Here is an 18,622-nt window from a genome sequence, read left to right on the forward strand (position 1 = left end):
TTTCGGACATTACCATGAGGATTTCTGATGCCTCAGCCAAACCCCACCCTTTCATTTTTCTATAATTAATCAACGACCTCTCTTGCACCGATGATCTAAAACCACTTTATTGTTTTTGGTGGTTTTTTAGCCATTCTTGCATCTGGTCAATTTCTGGTTGCTGGGCTTTTATGATTTCTTCTGCCAGCTTTCTCATTTCGGGATCTTTGCCGAATTTAAGCTGCGTTTCCGACATCTTAATGGCACCTTGATGATGAGCTATCATCCCTTTAGCAAAGGCTACATCTGGATCCGATGACATTACTCCCGCCATCATGTCATCATGCATAGTCTTCATTCCAGCCATCAACTCTTGAGATGCTGGAGACAGTGATCCATGCCCCCCCATTTGCATGGTCTGGTTGGCGGCGAAGACTGCCACAGGTGACATTAACAACACTGTTAGGAACAACATTTTTTTATTCATTTTACTACCCTTTCAAGTGAATTCGTTCGTTTGAAAGTATAGCTGTTATTTGTAATTCAGAACGTTTATGTCGTAAGTGCATACTCGTCCTCAAAGCTCCCGCGAAAAAGCGACCTGATTGTGGACTGCGCAAGCAGCCATCTATACAAAATCCCGGAAGACCTCATAACGATAGTGGTAGAGCGAGGTTTGGTTAAATAATGCAATAAATTCCGTAACATGCGGATTGAGGGTTATCATAGGGATGTTTCCTGAAATAAAAAGGAAAACATCTCCCCAGGGAAATATTTTCCCTGGGGAGTGATAGGTTGACTTAGCAACCCTGTGTTAAAAATCAGTGCTGCGTTGGTTTGTCGCCAGCCTCATCGATACAGACGAGTTGGACTTTCCCCGGCACAATTTCCAATACGGCAACCAGGAAGTTGCTCGGCGTCAGTAAGGGACTTCGGGGAGACCAGACGTTCTGGTCAATCCTGTCCAGGTGGTACTTTTCGACCAGTTGGTTTATCGCTTCAAACACCGGCACGTTAAGCTCAACCAGCCCCTGTACAACAGCATCGTCATGCAGGTTGGTGTCGTTCAACGTCAGCCCAAAATGCTTCTCCAGCAAATACGCCGCTATCGTCTGGTATTCACGAACTTCATGGGTATCCATCGTTAATTCCTCCGATATAGGTTCAGGCTGCAGCCAGGGTCTGTTCACGTAAAATAAGGTACTCAAAGGCTTCACGGGCAAAACGGCTTGCCTGGAAGATGGCCTTTTTGTCTTCTTTCAGTGCCTTCAGCCATGAGGCAATATAGCTCTCATGCTGAACATCACCCTGGATACCTACTTCAGCGCACAAAAATGCCGAACCGATTTCCGCCACAAGCTCTTCGAACGCATACACCGGGTCCCCGAACCGGCGTGAAGAAGACGTGATGCCTTCTCGCGCCAGGCGGGAGATGTGACCGGTTGAATGCACCAGCTCATGCAACAGTGTACTGTAGTAATCTGCCGGGCGATGGAACTGCACCGCTTCTGGCATTGTGATACGGTCGGCTCTAGGGCTGTAGAACGCCTGATCCTGATGCCGGTGTACCACCGGTACGCCACTGCAGGCAACCACCTGTTCTGCCCGTTGGATACGCTCAATATCGTGTTGCTCGGGTGTTTCCTCAGCATCACCGGCCACACTCACCGGCGTCAGCAATTTCTCGGGTAAATTCTCACACTGCTCAACGTTGAACAGGTGAAAACTGGTCATGAAATTCCGCCTGGAGACCACGGCGTTACCCTTCTCATCAAAAAGAGGCTTGCCTTGATCGTCAGTCTCTTTTTTTTCGAACGGCTTAAACAGGGTCACCAGTGTGGATTTCTCGCCTTTACGCACGTTACCGCCCACATCCAGTGCCTGTTTGAACGTCAGCCAGCGATGTGAGGTAAACCCCTTCTCTGCTGCATCAATCCACAGCAACAACACATTGATACCGCTGTAGGCCCGTCCAGTAATCGCGTTGGCCGGTAACCCGCTCATGTTGACAGAACGGCCGCCGGCAACAGTACGCCACGGTTTGCGCCACGGAGACGTGCCCTTCTCCAGCGCCGCGACAATTTTATCCGTCACGACCTGGAACAGGTCCACTTTATCCTGGTGACGTGATGCTGCCTTTTTCCTGGTCTGTTTCGTTGTCATGGTAAGTCCTCGCCATAAAAAACGGGGACTTACCCCCTTGCGGGAATAAATCCCCGCAAGGGTTGTCAGTGCTAGAATCGCATTAACCGATAATAGCGTCAGTGTGGTGAAGTCCTGGAGGTAACGTCACCGCCAGATGTAAGTGGGTGTTTAACCAGTCAGTCACCTGTTGCCACTCGGTACGTCCGACCGTCGAATGAAGGGCGTAGCACGTCGGGCAGTAATGGCTGACCAGCAGCAGTACCGCCATCACCAGAAAATCGTAAGGGTGATGGAAGGTATTGCACTGACTTTGCCGCCGTTCGGAAGAACACAACCGAACCAGGCAAAGAGGATCACCTGACAGGCCTGCGCCAAAATCACCGTTAAAGGCGATAACGCCCAGACCGACCAGACTGTCGTCATACCTCAGTGGTTTTGTTCCACTGTGGTCATAGACAGTCAAAGGCTTACCCAACCAGCAAAAACCCGGCTCGTTGCGAACCCGATGATGCACTCGGGTTATTGCACGGCACAGCTCACTCCAGGCCTCATGGGGAACCGTCTTGATAGGGGTGAAGAAGTAACATCTACGCATTACCATCCCGCCAGAATTGCCCTTGACTCCTCTAGCCCCGCTTCATAGAAGTGGTCCCAGGCTCCAGGGCAAACCGTTCTGCCCAGAGCAATGACGTCTTCGAACAAAACTTTGCATGGCGGATGGGTATAACGGAGTGGCTCCAACCCACATTTTCTCGCAACAGTTTGAGCCATATGAGCAACCGCCCAGATGTTATCGGTAAAATTGTCTTCATCCGGCTGAGTGCCGATATCCAACTTCTCGTGTGCTGCAATCACCAGCAAATCACCTTCAAGGTTAGCCAGTTCACACAAGTCATCGAGAGAAAAGGGGCTGTTGGCCTGGTTTGTCGTCATCATGGTAAGTTCCTTTATAATTAGAAAAGGGACTTACCCCCGATAGGGAGGTCAGCCCCTATGGGTGAGTAAAATCAAAACATCGGTTTAGCTGCCCTGGGTTCGAACAACCTCTAATGCAGCCTCCAGCGTTAACCAGCAGATCCCCGTGTTGGCATCAAAGTCATGAACAGCCTGTTCAAGGGCTGCTATGGCTTCGCCAGGGGTCGCCGTCTCGTCTTGAGACTGAACATCTTCGGCGTACCACAGATCCAGCAGGATCATTTCGTCCTGATCCGCACGCCGTTGAAGTTTTTGAATGGCTTCAGCCACCGTTAAGATAGCGGCCATCAGTCAATCGCTCCGCCAATAGCAGCCCATTCAGAATGCCGCACCGCAAAATCACGCAGTCGATGGTAGCTCTCGATCAAAAAATCATGACCCGATTCCGCCAGGACGCACAGGGCATACAATGACACCGTCATTCCCAACGCCTGGGCACTCATCTCACCCCGGTAATAGTTTGAGTGAACCTCAACGCGATAGGTTTTTTCTGTCTGCGGACAGACAAAGAATCCGCCATCGGATTGGGTGTACCAGTGCCAGAAATCACTGCCATAGTCCTCGCCATAGTCCTGACTGAACTTACGGGCATAGGCGTAGGACATCTGAGTAAAGCTGACCACATGGAGCGTGGCACTGTCCTGGGAAAAACCCTGTTGGACGAGTGCCGATACCAGGTTGTAGAACCCGGTCATCCAGTCCGTGTTCTCCGCCGTTACGGCGGGTGTTTTTGTCATCTGTATCATTCCAGGCCTTCTCCAAAAAAAGAGCGGAACCTGCCCTTTGGGGGACACGTCTCGCAAAGGATTGAGTAACAATAAGGTTATGCGACGTTCACCACAGACTTGGGTAGCAGCATCTCGCCGTGTTCGTTCAACATCGCTATACGTTCACGCAATAAACGACTGGCATGGCTAAAACATCGCCGGTCACGCTCACTCGCTCGCTTACAGCTCAGATTTTCCAGTTCTGCAAGATGACGTTGCGCACTACCCCGCCATGAACGCCGCTCATCATTCCCAACGCAGGCGCAGAAATGGGCATTCGCCAGGGTAAACATACGGTCTGTTGCATTGCGGTATTCCGCGACAAGAACAAAGGTTGTCATAAGTCACTCCGTATCAAATATGACAGGGAGTCATCCCTTTACGGGGATCGGCTCCCGTAAAGGTGAGAATGAAAATCTCTACCAGGGGAAAAGCATCCCGGCAGAGACAAGAGCCATTAGCTCGCTGAAGTAATTATCAGTTTGTAATCGTCATATTTCACCAGGAAGCTCTCTGTCAGCTCGACAGACTCCTCCCCCAGACGAACAAACAGGGTTAACGAAAATGTCACTTCCGTATCGGAAGGAACTGGCCGATTACTCCAGGCATCCTGCGCTGCTTTTATCAGCGCAAGTTGCCGACGTTCCCACTCAGCGATGCTGAAGCGGTCTACGGCGCGATCCCAGGCCGATAACGTGATAGATACCGGTAAAAAAGCCAGTTCTTTGTCTTTGTGTGAGTCCATAGATGTTTCCTTACGCAAAAAAATAAGGGAACACCTATCCCCAGAAGGGAAGCGTGTTCCCTTGAGGGTGAGTCAATCAGATAGGATGCCAATCAAGGCATGTTGGATAAGTGCACCTTCATCGCAGTGAACTGCGATCCCCGCTTTCAAAGGTTCAGGGGGGTTACCGCTCTAAAGCGCGTCCTCTCAGGTTATGGTCGCTTTGGCTTGCGATTGCCCGAAGGCGTCCTTCTCAAATCACCAGGACATTGGCTGTTGTCAGAGACAACGGGTTAGCATGTAAAATCGTACACAATTCAAACGCATTCGACAAGTCCATTCCTGCAAGAAATACAACTATCCTAGGGGCACCCGACAGCAATTATCACTGCCGATCAAAATTCATCATCACCCACTCTATTATAAACCCTGGCAACATAATGCCCGCGCCCGTCCCCATGCCCTAAATCCATTGAGACCATTGCTTCCGCCTCTTTTCGGCTCAATCCTTTATTCATATGATATTCCGTCGCTTCTCTAGAATAGGCATAGCGCAGACTGTGCGGAGATTCTCTCCCCGTTAACCCGGCCTCTTTGAGCGTATTTCTATATCTATCAATAGCAGAGTGCAAATTAGGCTTATCTATTAATTTCCCATTATGTTTATCAACATATTTTATCGCCTCATTGACTGCGCGAATAACCGTATCGCGATCCACTACCGTGGTATCCCTCGGGCGTCCACCTTTGGTTCCGAATACAATCCGTATACGCTCATCACCTTTATTTAATGCCTGCCGCCAAGTCTTCAATGACTTGGCGGATTGAACTGTCTCTTCCGTTCTCAATCCTAAATAACGGGCTAATTGCATTGCAGCGGCAACACCTTCGTCTTTATCACGGACCTGGGCGAGCGCTGCGTGATAGCGCTCGTCTGAAATAGCGACTTTTGAACCGTCACGACTGGCCCCAGATAAGCCGAGAGCTGAATTACTTAATCGTTCATGATTTGGATCGGCGAGTTTCGTCCTGCCAGCAGTAGAAAACATCGCCCGAATAGCCGCCATTTCATTTTGCATCGTCCGTTTTGATATATTTTCAGACTGACGATTTTTTATGTATAGCTCAACATGATTGGTTTTTATGTTACTGATATCGCGGATCTGGATATTTAATTTCAACATACTTTCGGCGAAACGAGACGCTATTCTGACGCGATCTGAAACAGTTTTAAAACTTCCGCCCGATTTTCGCGCCAATGTGATCAATTGCTTACTTAACTGCTTATTGGCTCTCGACATCCCCCACTCCTTTCGTCCTGAAAAACGCACGACATTACCGCCTTCGTCCTGAAGGATGAAGGACGAAGGACGTACCGAACTGCATTTTTGATGTACGCCAAAAACGTCTGAACAACGTTCAGCACGACGGTGATACATCCTGGCCCCGACGACACGGTTTGATTTGCGCTTCCTGCGGCTCGACTGATAACTGTGCATCGGGGTGGCAAAATGTTGAGTTCTTGTGAGGTATCCACAGCTCGCTGAGCTGCTTGCGGCTTGCGCCGGTACCTGACTATTGCCAGGTCACCTCCATCCATCAGCTTTCACTGATGTTGCCATCGTTACCGAGTCGATTGTTCTCCTTTATTTCATAGATAAGCGTCTTCATGGGGTTACCCCGTTTTTACGACGCGATGGTTTAAAAAATGGCCTTTTACTGCGCTGGACGTTCTGTAGCCCCTTGTTCGGCCAGCGTACTACGTGTCGGTCAGAGCGTAGAAAACGTTGGTAAAGCCCGTATTACGTGGGTTCGTCCGTTATGCGCTTTGCGCGTCACTTGGTATATGCTTCGCAATTACACAAGTGACGCGCTGCGCAACTCCCGCGCCAAATGCCTCTTCTGCAGATGCCAAATGTTCCAATTGGCATAGCAGAACGCCGCAAATGTTGCCGGATTGCTGGACGTCGGTCCAAAAAGATAAGGGCATAGACGTGATGTTTCTCCTGGTCATGGAGAAACTAAACCCGCCGGGAAGTTTCCCGCTGGGGTGTCAGTTGTCGTGATGAAACTGACGGTCTGTGAGTGGATAAGTGCACCTTCATCGCAGTGAACTGCGATCCCCGCTCTCAAAGGTTCAGGGGGGTTACCGCTCTAAAGCGCGTCCTTTCAGGTTAAGGTCGCATTGGCTGTGGTCGCTCGAAAGCGTCAGTCTCAGACCACGCTTCTCTCCGTATGACTTTGGCTGTGTGATCACCCTAGGGCGCTTCTCTCAGATCACCTGCGCACTCCTTGCGCTGAAAGCATTGGCTGTTGTCATCGACAACGATAGAACGGGGGGATCATAAAGGAGAGTTCAGAGATCTTCAACAGAAACAAGGGGGGATATATGCAGCAGAAGCGTTGGAGTTTTGCACATACCCACCGCCAGAGTCTGTTCGCTTGCCCCGCTCACAGACCGCTCCCGTTTGCCGGTGTGCTGGGTGGCCCCCGGCTTCACTGGCTTTTCTGACCGTGGATATGTGCATAACTCACTTTATTTTTTCAACATTGACAGGTTCACAATCGCTTTTTTCTCCGCCAGTTTAGCTACCGGTTTAATATAACCCTCAATGCCTGAAGACACTGGAGGAATAACATCAACACCGGTTGATTTTGATTGGTAACACGTCACCTGCTCTATCAGTTTAATCACATTATCGGCTGTTAGCGCCCCATTAAAAAAACCACTAATCAAGTTAACCAAACGAGGATCAACAGAGGATAATGCAGCTCCGCAAATAATGGCTTGCCGGTAAAAATCACCCCGAACTTGCGTCGGTAAACTTTCAACATAGTGTTGCGCAAATTTATCTTGCAGGTATATTGATGGATGTAAATACGCAACAATCTTCTTTCGTTTATCATCCATAATTACGCCCTGACCATCGCCTTCACCAAGGCAAATTGTGGCTCTTCTACTTTACTCACTTTATGACGAGGGAAATATTCCTTGATATAGGAATAGATAATTTCCGCACCTCCTCCTGTCAGATATATACGATGCATGCCGCTGAAGGATTCAATTTCATTTCTCACACCATCAGCCAAGGAAGCAGATTCCATTTGGGGTCGTCTCAGAAAACGGAAAATAAAGCACGTTAAGCCGGTGGCAGTGGTCGCAACGGTCTGAACTTGCCTGCGCCGACCTTGGTGCTGCTGCGCCAGAGGTAATCGCCGGTCAGATTGATGTGTTCCCACCCCAGCGGTGACAGGTATTGAAACAGCGTCTCGTCTACCGGTTTGCCGTGCCCGTTCAAAGCATTGGTTGCCCGTTCCAGATAGGCCGTGTTCCACAACACGATGGCCGCCGTCACCAGATTGAGGCCGCTGGCTCGGTAGCGTTGTTGCTCAAAGCTGCGGTCGCGGATTTCACCCAATCGGTAGAAAAAGACAGCCCTGGCCAACGCGTTGCGCGCTTCGCCCTTATTCAGTCCGGCATTAACGCGGCGACGCAGCTCCACGCTTTGCAGCCAATCCAGTATGAACAGCGTGCGCTCAATGCGCCCCAGCTCGCGCAGTGCAACGGCCAGTCCGTTCTGACGCGGATAGCTGCCGAGCTTGCGCAACATCAGCGAGGCCGTCACCGTACCCTGCTTGATCGAGGTCGCGAGCCGCAAGATTTCATCCCAATGGGCGCGTATCTGCTTGATGTTCAGCCGGTCGCTGCTAATCATCGGCTTGAGCGCGTCATAGGCGGTATCGCTCTTTGGGATGAATAGCTTGGTGTCGCCCAGGTCTCGGATACGTGGCGCGAATCGGAAGCCCAGTAGGTGCATCAGGCCGAAGACATGATCGGTAAAGCCCGCTGTGTCGGTGTAGTGCTCCTCGATCCGCAAGTCCGACTCGTGGTACAGCAGGCCATCGAGCACATAGGTTGAATCACGCACGCCGACGTTGACTACCTTGGTGCTGAAGGGCGCGTACTGGTCGGAGATATGGGTATAAAACGTCCGGCCTGGACTGCTTCCATACTTCGGGTTGATATGCCCGGTGCTCTCCGCTTTGCTGCCGGTTCTGAAATTTTGGCCATCCGACGATGACGTGGTGCCATCGCCCCAGTTTCCGGCAAAGGATTGCCGGAACTGCGCGTTGACCAGTTCGGCCAGCGCCGTTGAGTACGTTTCATCCCGGATGTGCCAGGCTTGCAGCCACGACAGCTTGGCGTAAGTCGTGCCTGGGCAGGACTCGGCCATCTTGGTTAGCCCGAGATTGATGCCATCAGCCAGGATCGTCGTCAGCAGCAAGGTTTTGTCCTTGGCCGTGTCGCCGGTCTTCAGATGCGTGAAATGCCGGGTGAAGCCTGTCCACTCATCAACTTCCATCAGCAGTTCGGTAATCTTGACGTGTGGCAGCAGCATCGCCGACTGGTCGATTAGGGCTTGTGCGGTCTCCGGCACCGCCGCGTCCAGCGGCGTGATCTTCAGGCCGGACTCGGTAATGATGGCATCCGGCAGATCATTGGCCGCCGCCATGCGGTTGACGGTGGCAAGCTGCTGTTCCAGCAATGCCAGTCGGTCGTGCAAATACTGATCGCAATCGGTGGCCACTGCCAGCGACAATTCGTTGGCCAGCTTCAGAGTAGCGAACTTCTCGGCCGGCACCAGGTACTCATCAAAGTCCTTGAACTGGCGCGAACCCTGCACCCAGACATCGCCTGATCGCAGCGCGTTCTTTAGCTCTGACAGGGCGCACAGCTCGTAGTAGCGCCGGTCAATGCCATCGTCCGTGAGCACCAGTTTCGCCCAGCGTGGCTTGATGAATGCGGTCGGCGCGTCGGCGGGCACCTTGCGGGCGTTGTCGCTGTTCATGCCGCGAAGCACCTCGATGGCATCGAGTACGCCCTTGGCGGCTGGTGCCGCCCGTAACTTAAGTACGTCCAGGAACTGCGGCGCGTAGCGGCGCAACGTGGCGTAGCTTTCACCGATGCGATGCAGAAAGTCGAAGCTCTCCGGCTGCGCGAGCTTTTGCGCCTCCGTGACGCTGGCGGCGAAGGTATCCCACGGCATTACGGCCTCGATGGCGGCGAACGGATCGCCGCCGCTCTGTTTGGCTTCCAGCAAGGCTTGGCCGATGCGGCCATACATCCGCACCTTGTCATTGATCGCCTTGCCGGAAGCCTGAAACTGCTGCTGATGCTTGTTCTTGGCGGCGTTGAATAGTTTGCCAATGATGCGGTCGTGCAGGTCGATGATTTCGTCGGTGACGGTGGCCATGCCTTCAATGGCCAGCGAAACCAGAGTGGCATAGCGTCGTTGCATCTCGAACTTTGCCAGATCGGCAGGCGTCATCTGCCCACCCTCACGGGCGATCTTGAGCAGGCGGTTCTGGTGAACTTGTCGCTCGATGCCTGCGGGAAGGTCAAGCGCCTGCCAAGCCTTGAGGCGCTCGATGTGTTCAAGCATATGCCGAGAGTTCGGCTTGACGGGCGACTGGCGCAGCCATGCCAGCCACGTCAATTTGCTGCCGTCCTTGCGCTTGAGAAGTTCGTCCAGGCGCTGACGGTGGAGCGATAACAAAGAATCGGTCAACGCCGCGTAAATGCGCCGGTTGGCACGGGTGATGGCCTCGGCGCTCGCGCGCTCGATGGCATTCATGGCGGGCAGGATGATGCTCTGGCGCCGCAGGTTTTCGACAAGGGCGCTGGCCAGCACAATGCCTTTATCGGTCTGCAAGGCCAGCTCGGTCAATGTATGCACGGCTTGCCGGTAGTGACTCATGGTGAAGGGCTTGAACCCGAACACCGTTTGCAGCTCGACCAAGTGCTCCCGCCGCGTCTGCTCGCGCTGGCCGTAATCGTTCCAACTTTCCACCGGCACCTTGAGTTGTGCGGCCACCATGCGCAACAGGGGCGGAAACGGAGGCTCATCGATGCCCAAGAAGATGCCAGGGAATCGCAAGTAGCGAAGCCCAATCGATTCGCAGCGCCGCGACGCTGGCGGATCACCGATAGGTCGGTTTCGTTGAACGTGTAGTGCCGTATCAGTTCGTCTTTGGCATCTGGTAGTGCCAGCAGGCTTTCGCGCTCGGTGGCGGACAGGATTGAGCGGCGCGGCATGATCAGTCTTCCCGCAGGTACTGGTACAAGGTTTCGCGACTGATGCCGAAGTCACGGGCCACCAAGGTTTTTTGATCGCCTGCCGCGACTCGCTGTTTCAACTTGGCAATTTGTTCGCTGTTCAGCGATTTCTTTCGTCCCCGGTAGGCACCGCGCTGCTTGGCCAGCACGATTCCCTCGCGCTGGCGTTCGCGGATCAGTGCGCGCTCGAACTCCGCAAAAGCCCCCATGACCGACAGCATCAAATTGGCCATCGGTGAGTCATCGCCGGTGAACGCCAGCCCTTCTTTGACAAACTCCATCCGCACGCCCCGTTGTGTCAGCCCCTGAACGATGCGGCGCAGGTCATCGAGATTGCGTGCCAACCTGTCCATGCTGTGCACCACCACGGTGTCGCCCTCGCGCACAAAGGCCAGCAGCCTTTCAAGTTCGGGACGTTGCGTGTCCTTGCCGGAAGCCTTATCGGTGAATACCTTACCGACTTCGATTTGCTCCAGTTGCCGATCAGGGTTCTGGTCGAAGCTGCTGACGCGGATATAGCCAATGCGTTGACCTTGCAAGGTGCCTCCAAAGGTAAAAGTGTCAGGATGAAATCTATTACCCTTGGCGGCTTATGTCAATAAATACAAACTACAACTCTATTCTGACGTGCTTTGCGCCAAGCATCTGACATCAGGTTAGGGTATAGCTTAACCGGACACCTCGGCCTCTGTGCCTTTACTGCTTTTCGGTACAACCGTCAAGAACAGGCAGAGCGCTCCGATAGTTATCGCCACATCAGCGAGGTTGAAGGCGGGCCAGTGCGCAAGTCGCCAATGGAAGTCAAGGAAATCAACAACCTGTCCACGCAGCACACGATCCGCGACATTGCCCAGCGCACCGCCGAGGATCAGGCTGTATCCCATCGCTTCGAGACGGGGCAATTGCTGGCACAGCATGCGTCCCAGCCAAGCAGAAACGACCAGGCCCAGCGTGATGAAAAAGTAACGTTGCCAGCCGCCAGCGTTCGCCAGAAAGCTGAATGCCGCGCCGGGATTCAGGACATGGACGAAGTTGAAGAAGGGCGTGACTTCGACCTGTTCACCGTAGGCAAACGTGCGGGTGATGGCGAACTTTGCGAGCTGATCTGTCATGACAGCACTGGCGGCCACTGCGAACCAGACCCAAGTCGATGTGCGGCGAGCCGATTGCCACACAGGGGCGGCCAGCGGCATCAGCCACCCGGCGAGCGCCGTGCAACTCAATCCAAGTACCCACCCCGCCAGCACATCGGCAGGAAAGTGCATTCCGGCTGCGATGCGTGACCAACCGACCAATGCGGCGTACAACACCAAGCCGATGCGGCCACGACGGCCTATCAAAGGCCAGAGCGCGCCGACCACCAGCGCGGCATAGGTGGCATGCCCGCTGGGCAGGCTGTAGTGTCGTTCGATGCCCCCGATAACGCGCACCATGTCGCCAAAAACGGCAGGCGGGCGTGGAAAGTCGATCCATGGCTTCAAGATGGTGGCGACGAGAAATGCCAACGCAAAGGCCACGCTAAAGACTCTGAGTCTGTACCGGATGGCATCGGCCCGCGTTGGGTCAGGTGCCGACTTTGACCATCCCCACATCGCCAAGAGCATCAGTGGTGCAGTCCAGTAGTTGCCTATCACAAGGTTGAAGAACGATGCCAGCGGTTCCAGCGCTGCAGGTGTGCTCATGTTGATGGCTTGGAACAACGCGATGTTCAGACCACCCCAGTCGTAGAGAAAGAATTTCCAGCTCATTTGCGCAACAGCCTCAAGCCATTGCCAACGACGAGCAAGCTGGCCCCCATATCAGCAAACACCGCCATCCACATGGTCGCTTGACCCGTGAAGGTCAGCACCAGAAATACTGCCTTGATGCCAAGGGCCAGCACAATGTTTTGCATCAGCACCTGCGCCGTCGCACGCGACAGGCGCACGAAGGTCGGAATCTTGCCCAGGTTGTCGTCCATCAGGGCCACGTCAGCGGTCTCGATGGCGGTATCTGTGCCAGCCGCTCCCATGGCAAAGCCGATGTCCGCACGCGCCAAGGCCGGGGCATCGTTGATGCCATCACCGACCATGCCGACCTTGCCCTTTATGGCCAGTAGCTCAACTTCGCGCAGTTTGTCGTCTGGGAGCAGATTGCCTTGCGCACGGTCGATCCCGGCTTGTGCGGCAATGGCCTGTGCCGTGTGGGGGTTGTCGCCGGTCAGCATCATGGTGTTGATGCCCAGTGCATGAAGCTCGGCAATGGCGCTCCTGCTGCTTTCCTTGATGGTGTCCGCTACGGCAAATAAGGCATGAACCCCTTTTGCGCTGACCAACATCACGACAGTTTTACCCATGGTTTCCAGCGCCGCGATGCGCTGTTCCAGCTCGGGAGTACGCTGCCCCAGCTCTTCTAGCATCCGCTGGTTGCCAAGATGGTAGGTTTCACCGTTGATTTGGCCCTGCACACCCCGACCGGGCAGCGCGTTGAATTCGGCCACGTCGAGCAAGGCAACCCCGTCCGTCTGCGCGGCCTGTGCCACCGCCTTGGATACAGGATGGTCCGAGCGGGCCGCCAGACTGGCAGCGATGCTGCGGCTGTCCGAGGCGAGTGCATTGCCCCATGTGACAAAGTCGGTCTGTGCGGGCTTGCCGTGCGTGATCGTGCCGGTCTTGTCCAGAGCCAGCCAGCGCAGCTTGCGGCCTTCTTCCAGATAGACGCCACCTTTGATGAGAATGCCGTGGCGGGCGGCGGCGGCCAGGCCGCTGACGATGCTGACCGGTGTAGAGATCACCAGTGCGCACGGGCAGGCGACCACCAGCAGAACCAATGCACGGTAGATCCAGTCGAGCCATGCCGCACCCATGAACAGCGGCGGCAACAACGCGACGGCGATGGCAACGCCGAATACAACGGGGGTGTACCAGCGGGCGAACTGATCGACAAAACGCTGAGTCGGCGCACGACTACCTTGCGCAGCCTCTACCGCGTGAATGATCCGGGCCAAAGTGGAGTTGTTGGCCAAGGCGGTGACGCGGTACTCGAACGAGCCGGATTCGTTGATCGTGCCAGCGAACACCGAATCACCGGGGGATTTTTCGACCGGGAGGCTTTCACCCGTGATCGGGGCTTGGTTGACGGCAGAGCGGCCTTCCAGCACCTCACCATCAAGGGCGATGCGCTCACCTGGTTTGACCCGGACGCGGGCGCCGATGGTGATTTGCTTGGCGCCCACCTCGCGCCATGTGCCGTCAGCCTGCTGTACCGTGGCCTGTTCCGGGGTCAGGTCGAGCAGGCCACGGATAGCGTTACGAGCGCGATCCAGCGATTTGGCTTCGATTACCTCGGCCAGCGCGAACAGTACCATCACCATTGCCGCTTCGGGCCAGTGGCCGATCAACATGGCACCCGTGACCGCAATCGACATGAGGGCGTTCATGTTGAGATTACGGTTCTTGAGCGCAATCCACCCCTTCTTGTAGGTGGAGAGGCCACCCGTGAAGACCGCGACAAGCGCCAGAACGACAACCGACCAGTGATTGCCGTTGTGGAGCCAGTAGACCGCCTCGGCCGCCGATGCAGTGACCAAGGAGATGCCCAGCGGCCACCAGTTGGTCGGCGTGGTCACAGGGGCGGCGGATGGAGATGCGACCTCTGCCGTGTCCACGACCTGCGCCTCGAATCCAAGCGCTTGCAGTGCCACGAGCACGTCTGGCAGAACCTGGTTCGCATGGCGTACCGACAGCGTGCGCTGCATCAGGTTGAAATCGAGATCAGCAACACCGGCCACGGTGCCGAGCTTGTTGCGGATCAACGTCTCTTCGGTCGGGCAATCCATCTTGGCAATGGACAGCTTGGTCGTCTGCTCGGCCGACGCCTGATCCATGCGCACAGCTTGCATGCCGATGGCCTTCAGCGCCTGCTCGACGGGAGACAACGAAGGCAATTCGTGTCGCACGGCCAAGGTACGTTGCATCAGGTTGAATTCAAGACCCGCCCCCCCCGCCAGACCGGCCAGTTTGCTTCGGATCAGCGCCTCTTCGGTCGGGCAATCCATGTTCTCGATGCGGTACACCGCTTGAGCCGATCCGGTTGCCAGCGGGGCCGGTGCCGTGGGTTGGATGATCGGCTCAGTCGTGCAGCCACACCCCTTTGAAGCGCATTCGCTCATGAGTAACTCCTGAAAATCTTCTATTCAGCCTCCATTAAAATCTCTATAGTCACTATAGAGTCAAGTGATAATTGGAGATTGATGCATGGAAATCAGAATTGGCGACCTCGCCAAGCGCTCTGGGTGCGAGGTCGTGACCATCCGCTACTACGAGAAGGAAGGGCTACTGCCGAAGCCAGCGCGAAGCGGTGGCAACTTCCGGCTGTACGGTGAGGTGCACATTGAGCGCTTGCAATTCATCCGTCATTGCCGTTCGCTCGACATGACGTTGAGCGAGATTCGCGCATTGCTGGGTCTGCGAGACAACCCGATGCAGGACTGTGGGGAGGTCAACACGCTGCTGGAGGCCCATATTCAACAGGTGGAAATGCGTGTGTCCGCGCTGTTGCAGTTAAAACGGCACTTGGTTGATTTGCGCGAGAAGTGTTCTGGCTCTCGATCTGTAGAGGCGTGCGGCATTTTGCAAGGGTTGGGCAATTGCAATTGCCATGGTGAAAGTGCCACGAACAGTCAAACATCTGGGTAAGTAAGGGCTTAGCGTGCTTTATTTTCCGTTTTCTGAGGCGACCCCCATTTGTATTACCGACTGAATATTACTGATCTGGTCAACGTCATTGATGAGGGTTCGTAAATAGTCCTCATCCAAATGATTCCTGATAATTTCCCCCGTCACATAATAGCTACTTGGGGTAGAAGCATTCATTAATGCATTCATCACCGCCCGGTTAATTCGAGATGTCCCAATCTCTGCATTCCCTTTGACCTCGGTAATACTTTCGAAAGCCCCCTGTATAATGCCACAATCCAGCGTGGTTCCCCCTAGATCGACAATCAAACTACGCTCCAGTGGATTAACCTCATCAGCAATGATTGAAGCCAATGCCGCTGGCAAGGACTCAGGCATGACCTTCACATCGATAATTTTAAAGGTTTCTCCTTTATTCAACGAAATATCGCGCAAAACATTATTTTTCTTCGCCTCTATATTCGCCTCATTCGGCTGGTTATCCGCATCGAAAAATTCCGTCACCGGCAGGGTGACCGTCAGTGCAATCTCCTGTGGTGGTAAACCCGATGTCAGCAGGGCATGATGAATGGCAAGTAGGTTTGTGGTGCTGTATTGGTAACTGACATGCGTGGTGCCGATTGCTGCAGTGCTTCCCAAATCATGCGAATACTTTTTCCCGTCAACGGTATAGTTGAACACTTTTCGCGTTCCCAGGATGGCAGGGCTCCAGCCATCTTTGAAACTGTTACCCGACAGATGTGTCTTGATCTCACCCTGTTCCAGCCAGGCCAGTTTTACGTAGGTCGATCCATCATCACAAGATACGTTGAGCATAGCTTTGTCTCTAATTGCGTATTGATATGACTCATATTGGGAAAAATGAGCGTGTGAAAACACGCCCACCTTCTGATAAACCCCAAAGTGAGTCTATTTTTAACTCAAATTGAGAAAATTATAATTTCCCGGCCTCGTGATCCCCAGCGCTGACTCAAAATGCGTCATGATTTGTCTCAGATTACGTCACCCTTCATGCAGTAAACAGGTTGTTTTTGCATCACCGCTGCCGTAAGGTGACCATGTTATGATAAGCAGATAAAACGAGGGAGAAAGCATGGCTAACAAAACGCAGGATGATATCTGGAGCGTTATCGCCAAGGGATTAGTTGAAGCCGTGAAGATGGTGTTTTCAGTTATAGTGGCAATCGTTGTTGCTGGGATCGAAACAACTCCCCCGACTAACACATCAACAGAAGATGAAACATTACATGCTGGTTATCGTCATAATGACGACAAAACTGTACATTTCGACAACGATGCATAAAAACAGGCAGTGAAACGACCATTCACTGCCTGCACTGCTCAGCCTTTCCCTTTCGATGCCCCTTTTGTTGCAACTGTCTTGGCTACTTTCATTGCGGCAGCGCCCCCTTCAGCACCCGCTTGCTGTGACCCTCGACTAGCTTTATCAACTGCTGAAGATAATGCCCCACCGATCTGAACACCACTCCAACTCACCGCCCCGAACCAAAATGCAGGCAGCACCACAAACATCGACCCCAGTACCAGATTCATAATCCAGCCTTCAGCCCCAACACTGCTGAACCAGTTGTAATACCCGCGAGCGCCAGTGTAGACAATCTCGATGAGCCGATCATCAAGCCAACTGCCCAGTTCCCACCAGAATGTCACGAAAGTCATCGCAAACATGACAAACGTCAGCGTGACCACCACCTTGGGGTCATAGGCACCGAACAGCATCACCAGGGGGATACAAATGACCAGCGCCATCATCAGAATGCCATGCACCATCGGCAACGCCTGACGCAGCGCATCAAACGCCGGTAACTGGGTCGCTTGTGCTGAGAATGCGCCCAGGCCACTGACCATCTGCTTGAAACTAGTATCAAGGTCTATCCCGGTCCCCCGTTGGCTTCCCGCCATATAGGTTTCATGCCCCCCGGACATCAGGGTATTTTGCGGGCTGACCAGCCAGCGCAACAGATTTTCCTCCCAATTTTCGCTATCAACGAACTTCATCCTGTTGGCAACTTTGGTGTTATAGCTCCCTGACAATCGGCTTTTCAGCCCGGTACCGGAGGCACTCCACCACTCCTTGCACGTGGGGTACCCACCCCGCCCCACGTTGGGATAACCGCTGTCCCGACTCTCGCTGTACGGCCACTGCGAACGGGGTGAGGTAGACGTGTAATAGTCATAGTAGCCCCCCGTATTCAGGAAGTAGCTCGAGCCTATCCAGCCCACCGAATTGATGGTGGCATCAGTAAGCTGGCTATTGGTGGATTTCAACTTGTAGTAGGCTTTGGAATAGCACTGATTGGCGAATTCCTGCACCTCCTGACGGATCACCGGATCAATAAGTTGGGTATGCTGTACCTCAAAGCGCAACTGGCGCAGTTCCATACCGCAGGGGATGGACGCAATGGCTGCATGCGTTACCCCTTTTGACAGGTTGTGAACCAGGTACCACCACATCGGCACCTTGGCAACCTGGCCGTTGAAGTCGGTCAACAACCCGCCATAGCCTGATTCATCCGGCTTGGGCACGTTAGTGCCGCATTGTCTGGAGCGGGTCTGGTCAAACTTCATCACCGTCAGATCCACTTCTTGAAAAGGCATCGCGCAGAACATAATAACGATGAACGCCACGTACAATACCTGCTCGATGCGAGGGAGCGCCAGCGCCCCCTTGTTTCCCTCGTCATCCCCTTCGGTACGCACCTTCAACCAGACTCCGGCCACCTTCAGTACCAACGGCAACGCGAACAACCCCGTGGCGGTAATAATGGTCCACAGGGCGTTGTTAATCAGCCAGCCCAGGAACACCAGGAAAAACTCAAGATAACTGTCCGTCGTCATCACATCCCCCAACGGTAACTGGTGAATTCAATCAGCAAGGCCAGGCACACCATCATCACTTCGAGCCGGTAAACCGCCCACGGTGACGAGGCCTGACGTAACAACGTCGCCCGGACACGGTGAAACCACATGGCGGCCACAATGCCGTACAGTGTTAACCGCCAGATAAACAGCGGAACTCGCGCCTGCTGCAGCCAGTCTGTCAGTGCGGTTTCATGTCCGGCAAGATACAGCCCCAATGCCGTCGCACATCCCCCCAGTAACAAAATCCCTGCCATGCCGAAAATAAAACCGGTAGCTTTACGCCACCGGCGCTGCGCCATTGTCTTTGGTCGGTTTTGGGTTTCGTCCTTCGATACTCTTGTGGTCGTCATGATTG

Annotated in this window: 20 protein-coding genes and 1 pseudogene; 2 read left to right on the forward strand and 19 right to left on the reverse strand. The window is 53.9% G+C overall.

What is annotated here, in order from left to right; genetic code table 11:
- Positions 1-106 precede the first annotated feature (106 nt).
- From H5P17_RS01970 to H5P17_RS02045, 16 genes and pseudogenes are all read right to left on the reverse strand, one after another.
- Positions 107-466, reverse strand: coding sequence for a DUF305 domain-containing protein (locus H5P17_RS01970; RefSeq protein WP_050136350.1), 360 nt, complete (start codon positions 464-466; stop codon positions 107-109).
- Between the two features lie 334 nt (positions 467-800).
- Positions 801-1,121, reverse strand: a complete 321-nt coding sequence (locus H5P17_RS01975) for a TA system toxin CbtA family protein (RefSeq protein WP_072077761.1) — start codon at positions 1,119-1,121, stop codon at positions 801-803.
- Positions 1,122-1,143: 22 nt separating this feature from the next.
- Complete coding sequence (locus tag H5P17_RS01980; RefSeq protein WP_050136348.1) at positions 1,144-2,142, reverse strand: ArdC family protein; 999 nt, start codon at positions 2,140-2,142, stop codon at positions 1,144-1,146.
- Positions 2,143-2,224: 82 nt separating this feature from the next.
- Complete coding sequence (locus tag H5P17_RS01985) at positions 2,225-2,719, reverse strand: hypothetical protein (RefSeq protein ID WP_050311407.1); 495 nt, start codon at positions 2,717-2,719, stop codon at positions 2,225-2,227.
- Positions 2,719-3,060: a hypothetical protein gene (locus H5P17_RS01990; protein ID WP_050136345.1), complete on the reverse strand. Its 342-nt coding sequence runs from the start codon at positions 3,058-3,060 to the stop codon at positions 2,719-2,721. The genes H5P17_RS01985 and H5P17_RS01990 overlap by 1 nt, the downstream gene beginning before the upstream one ends.
- Positions 3,061-3,144: 84 nt before the next feature.
- Positions 3,145-3,387 carry a hypothetical protein gene (locus H5P17_RS01995; RefSeq protein ID WP_050136343.1) on the reverse strand — a complete coding sequence of 81 codons (243 nt, stop codon included), beginning with the start codon at positions 3,385-3,387 and terminating at the stop codon, positions 3,145-3,147.
- Positions 3,387-3,836: an antirestriction protein gene (locus H5P17_RS02000; RefSeq protein ID WP_050152502.1), complete on the reverse strand. Its 450-nt coding sequence runs from the start codon at positions 3,834-3,836 to the stop codon at positions 3,387-3,389. The genes H5P17_RS01995 and H5P17_RS02000 overlap by 1 nt, the downstream gene beginning before the upstream one ends.
- A gap of 86 nt (positions 3,837-3,922) precedes the next feature.
- Positions 3,923-4,207, reverse strand: a complete 285-nt coding sequence (locus tag H5P17_RS02005) for a hypothetical protein (RefSeq protein WP_050136663.1) — start codon at positions 4,205-4,207, stop codon at positions 3,923-3,925.
- A gap of 116 nt (positions 4,208-4,323) precedes the next feature.
- Positions 4,324-4,611, reverse strand: a complete 288-nt coding sequence (locus H5P17_RS02010) for a hypothetical protein (RefSeq protein ID WP_050136662.1) — start codon at positions 4,609-4,611, stop codon at positions 4,324-4,326.
- A gap of 374 nt (positions 4,612-4,985) precedes the next feature.
- Positions 4,986-5,891 carry an integrase domain-containing protein gene (locus H5P17_RS02015; protein ID WP_050147528.1) on the reverse strand — a complete coding sequence of 302 codons (906 nt, stop codon included), beginning with the start codon at positions 5,889-5,891 and terminating at the stop codon, positions 4,986-4,988.
- Between the two features lie 1,235 nt (positions 5,892-7,126).
- Positions 7,127-7,501, reverse strand: a complete 375-nt coding sequence (locus H5P17_RS02020; RefSeq protein ID WP_050136660.1) for a plasmid partitioning/stability family protein — start codon at positions 7,499-7,501, stop codon at positions 7,127-7,129.
- Between the two features lie 2 nt (positions 7,502-7,503).
- Entirely contained in the window at positions 7,504-7,695 is a 192-nt protein-coding gene (locus H5P17_RS02025; protein WP_050136659.1) for a plasmid segregation protein ParM domain-containing protein, read from the reverse strand.
- 35 nt (positions 7,696-7,730) lie between these two features.
- Positions 7,731-10,687 (reverse strand): annotated as a pseudogene (locus H5P17_RS02030) (Tn3 family transposase).
- Positions 10,688-10,689: 2 nt separating this feature from the next.
- Positions 10,690-11,247, reverse strand: coding sequence for a recombinase family protein (locus H5P17_RS02035; protein WP_004213590.1), 558 nt, complete (start codon positions 11,245-11,247; stop codon positions 10,690-10,692).
- A 129-nt stretch (positions 11,248-11,376) separates the two neighbouring features.
- Entirely contained in the window at positions 11,377-12,456 is a 1,080-nt protein-coding gene (gene lspA / locus H5P17_RS02040; RefSeq protein ID WP_050136658.1) for a signal peptidase II, read from the reverse strand.
- Positions 12,453-14,858 carry a heavy metal translocating P-type ATPase gene (locus tag H5P17_RS02045; protein WP_182820968.1) on the reverse strand — a complete coding sequence of 802 codons (2,406 nt, stop codon included), beginning with the start codon at positions 14,856-14,858 and terminating at the stop codon, positions 12,453-12,455. Before H5P17_RS02045 ends, lspA begins: the two co-directional genes overlap by 4 nt.
- Before the next feature lie 85 nt (positions 14,859-14,943).
- Here H5P17_RS02045 and cadR point away from each other — a divergent pair, with 85 nt between their 5' ends.
- A complete protein-coding gene (cadR, locus tag H5P17_RS02050; protein ID WP_050136657.1) occupies positions 14,944-15,384 on the forward strand; it encodes a Cd(II)/Pb(II)-responsive transcriptional regulator in 441 nt (146 codons plus the stop codon).
- Positions 15,385-15,402: 18 nt separating this feature from the next.
- Here cadR and parM read toward each other — a convergent pair whose 3' ends face one another.
- Positions 15,403-16,200 (reverse strand): plasmid segregation protein ParM domain-containing protein, encoded by a 798-nt coding sequence (parM, locus tag H5P17_RS02055; RefSeq protein WP_072077727.1) that lies wholly within the window; start codon positions 16,198-16,200, stop codon positions 15,403-15,405.
- 277 nt (positions 16,201-16,477) lie between these two features.
- On the opposite strand from parM, the gene H5P17_RS02060 reads away from it, so the two are divergent.
- A complete protein-coding gene (locus tag H5P17_RS02060) occupies positions 16,478-16,687 on the forward strand; it encodes a hypothetical protein (RefSeq protein ID WP_050135229.1) in 210 nt (69 codons plus the stop codon).
- 38 nt (positions 16,688-16,725) lie between these two features.
- Here the strand turns inward: H5P17_RS02060 and H5P17_RS02065 are convergent, their stop codons facing one another.
- Positions 16,726-18,243 (reverse strand): conjugal transfer protein TraG N-terminal domain-containing protein, encoded by a 1,518-nt coding sequence (locus H5P17_RS02065; RefSeq protein WP_050135232.1) that lies wholly within the window; start codon positions 18,241-18,243, stop codon positions 16,726-16,728.
- A complete protein-coding gene (locus tag H5P17_RS02070) occupies positions 18,243-18,617 on the reverse strand; it encodes a hypothetical protein (RefSeq protein ID WP_139815932.1) in 375 nt (124 codons plus the stop codon). The genes H5P17_RS02065 and H5P17_RS02070 overlap by 1 nt, the downstream gene beginning before the upstream one ends.
- Positions 18,618-18,622: the final 5 nt, after the last annotated feature.

It is taken from the genome of Serratia sp. OS31, from assembly GCF_014164835.1.
In the GTDB taxonomy this organism is placed as follows: domain Bacteria; phylum Pseudomonadota; class Gammaproteobacteria; order Enterobacterales; family Enterobacteriaceae; genus Serratia; species Serratia liquefaciens_A.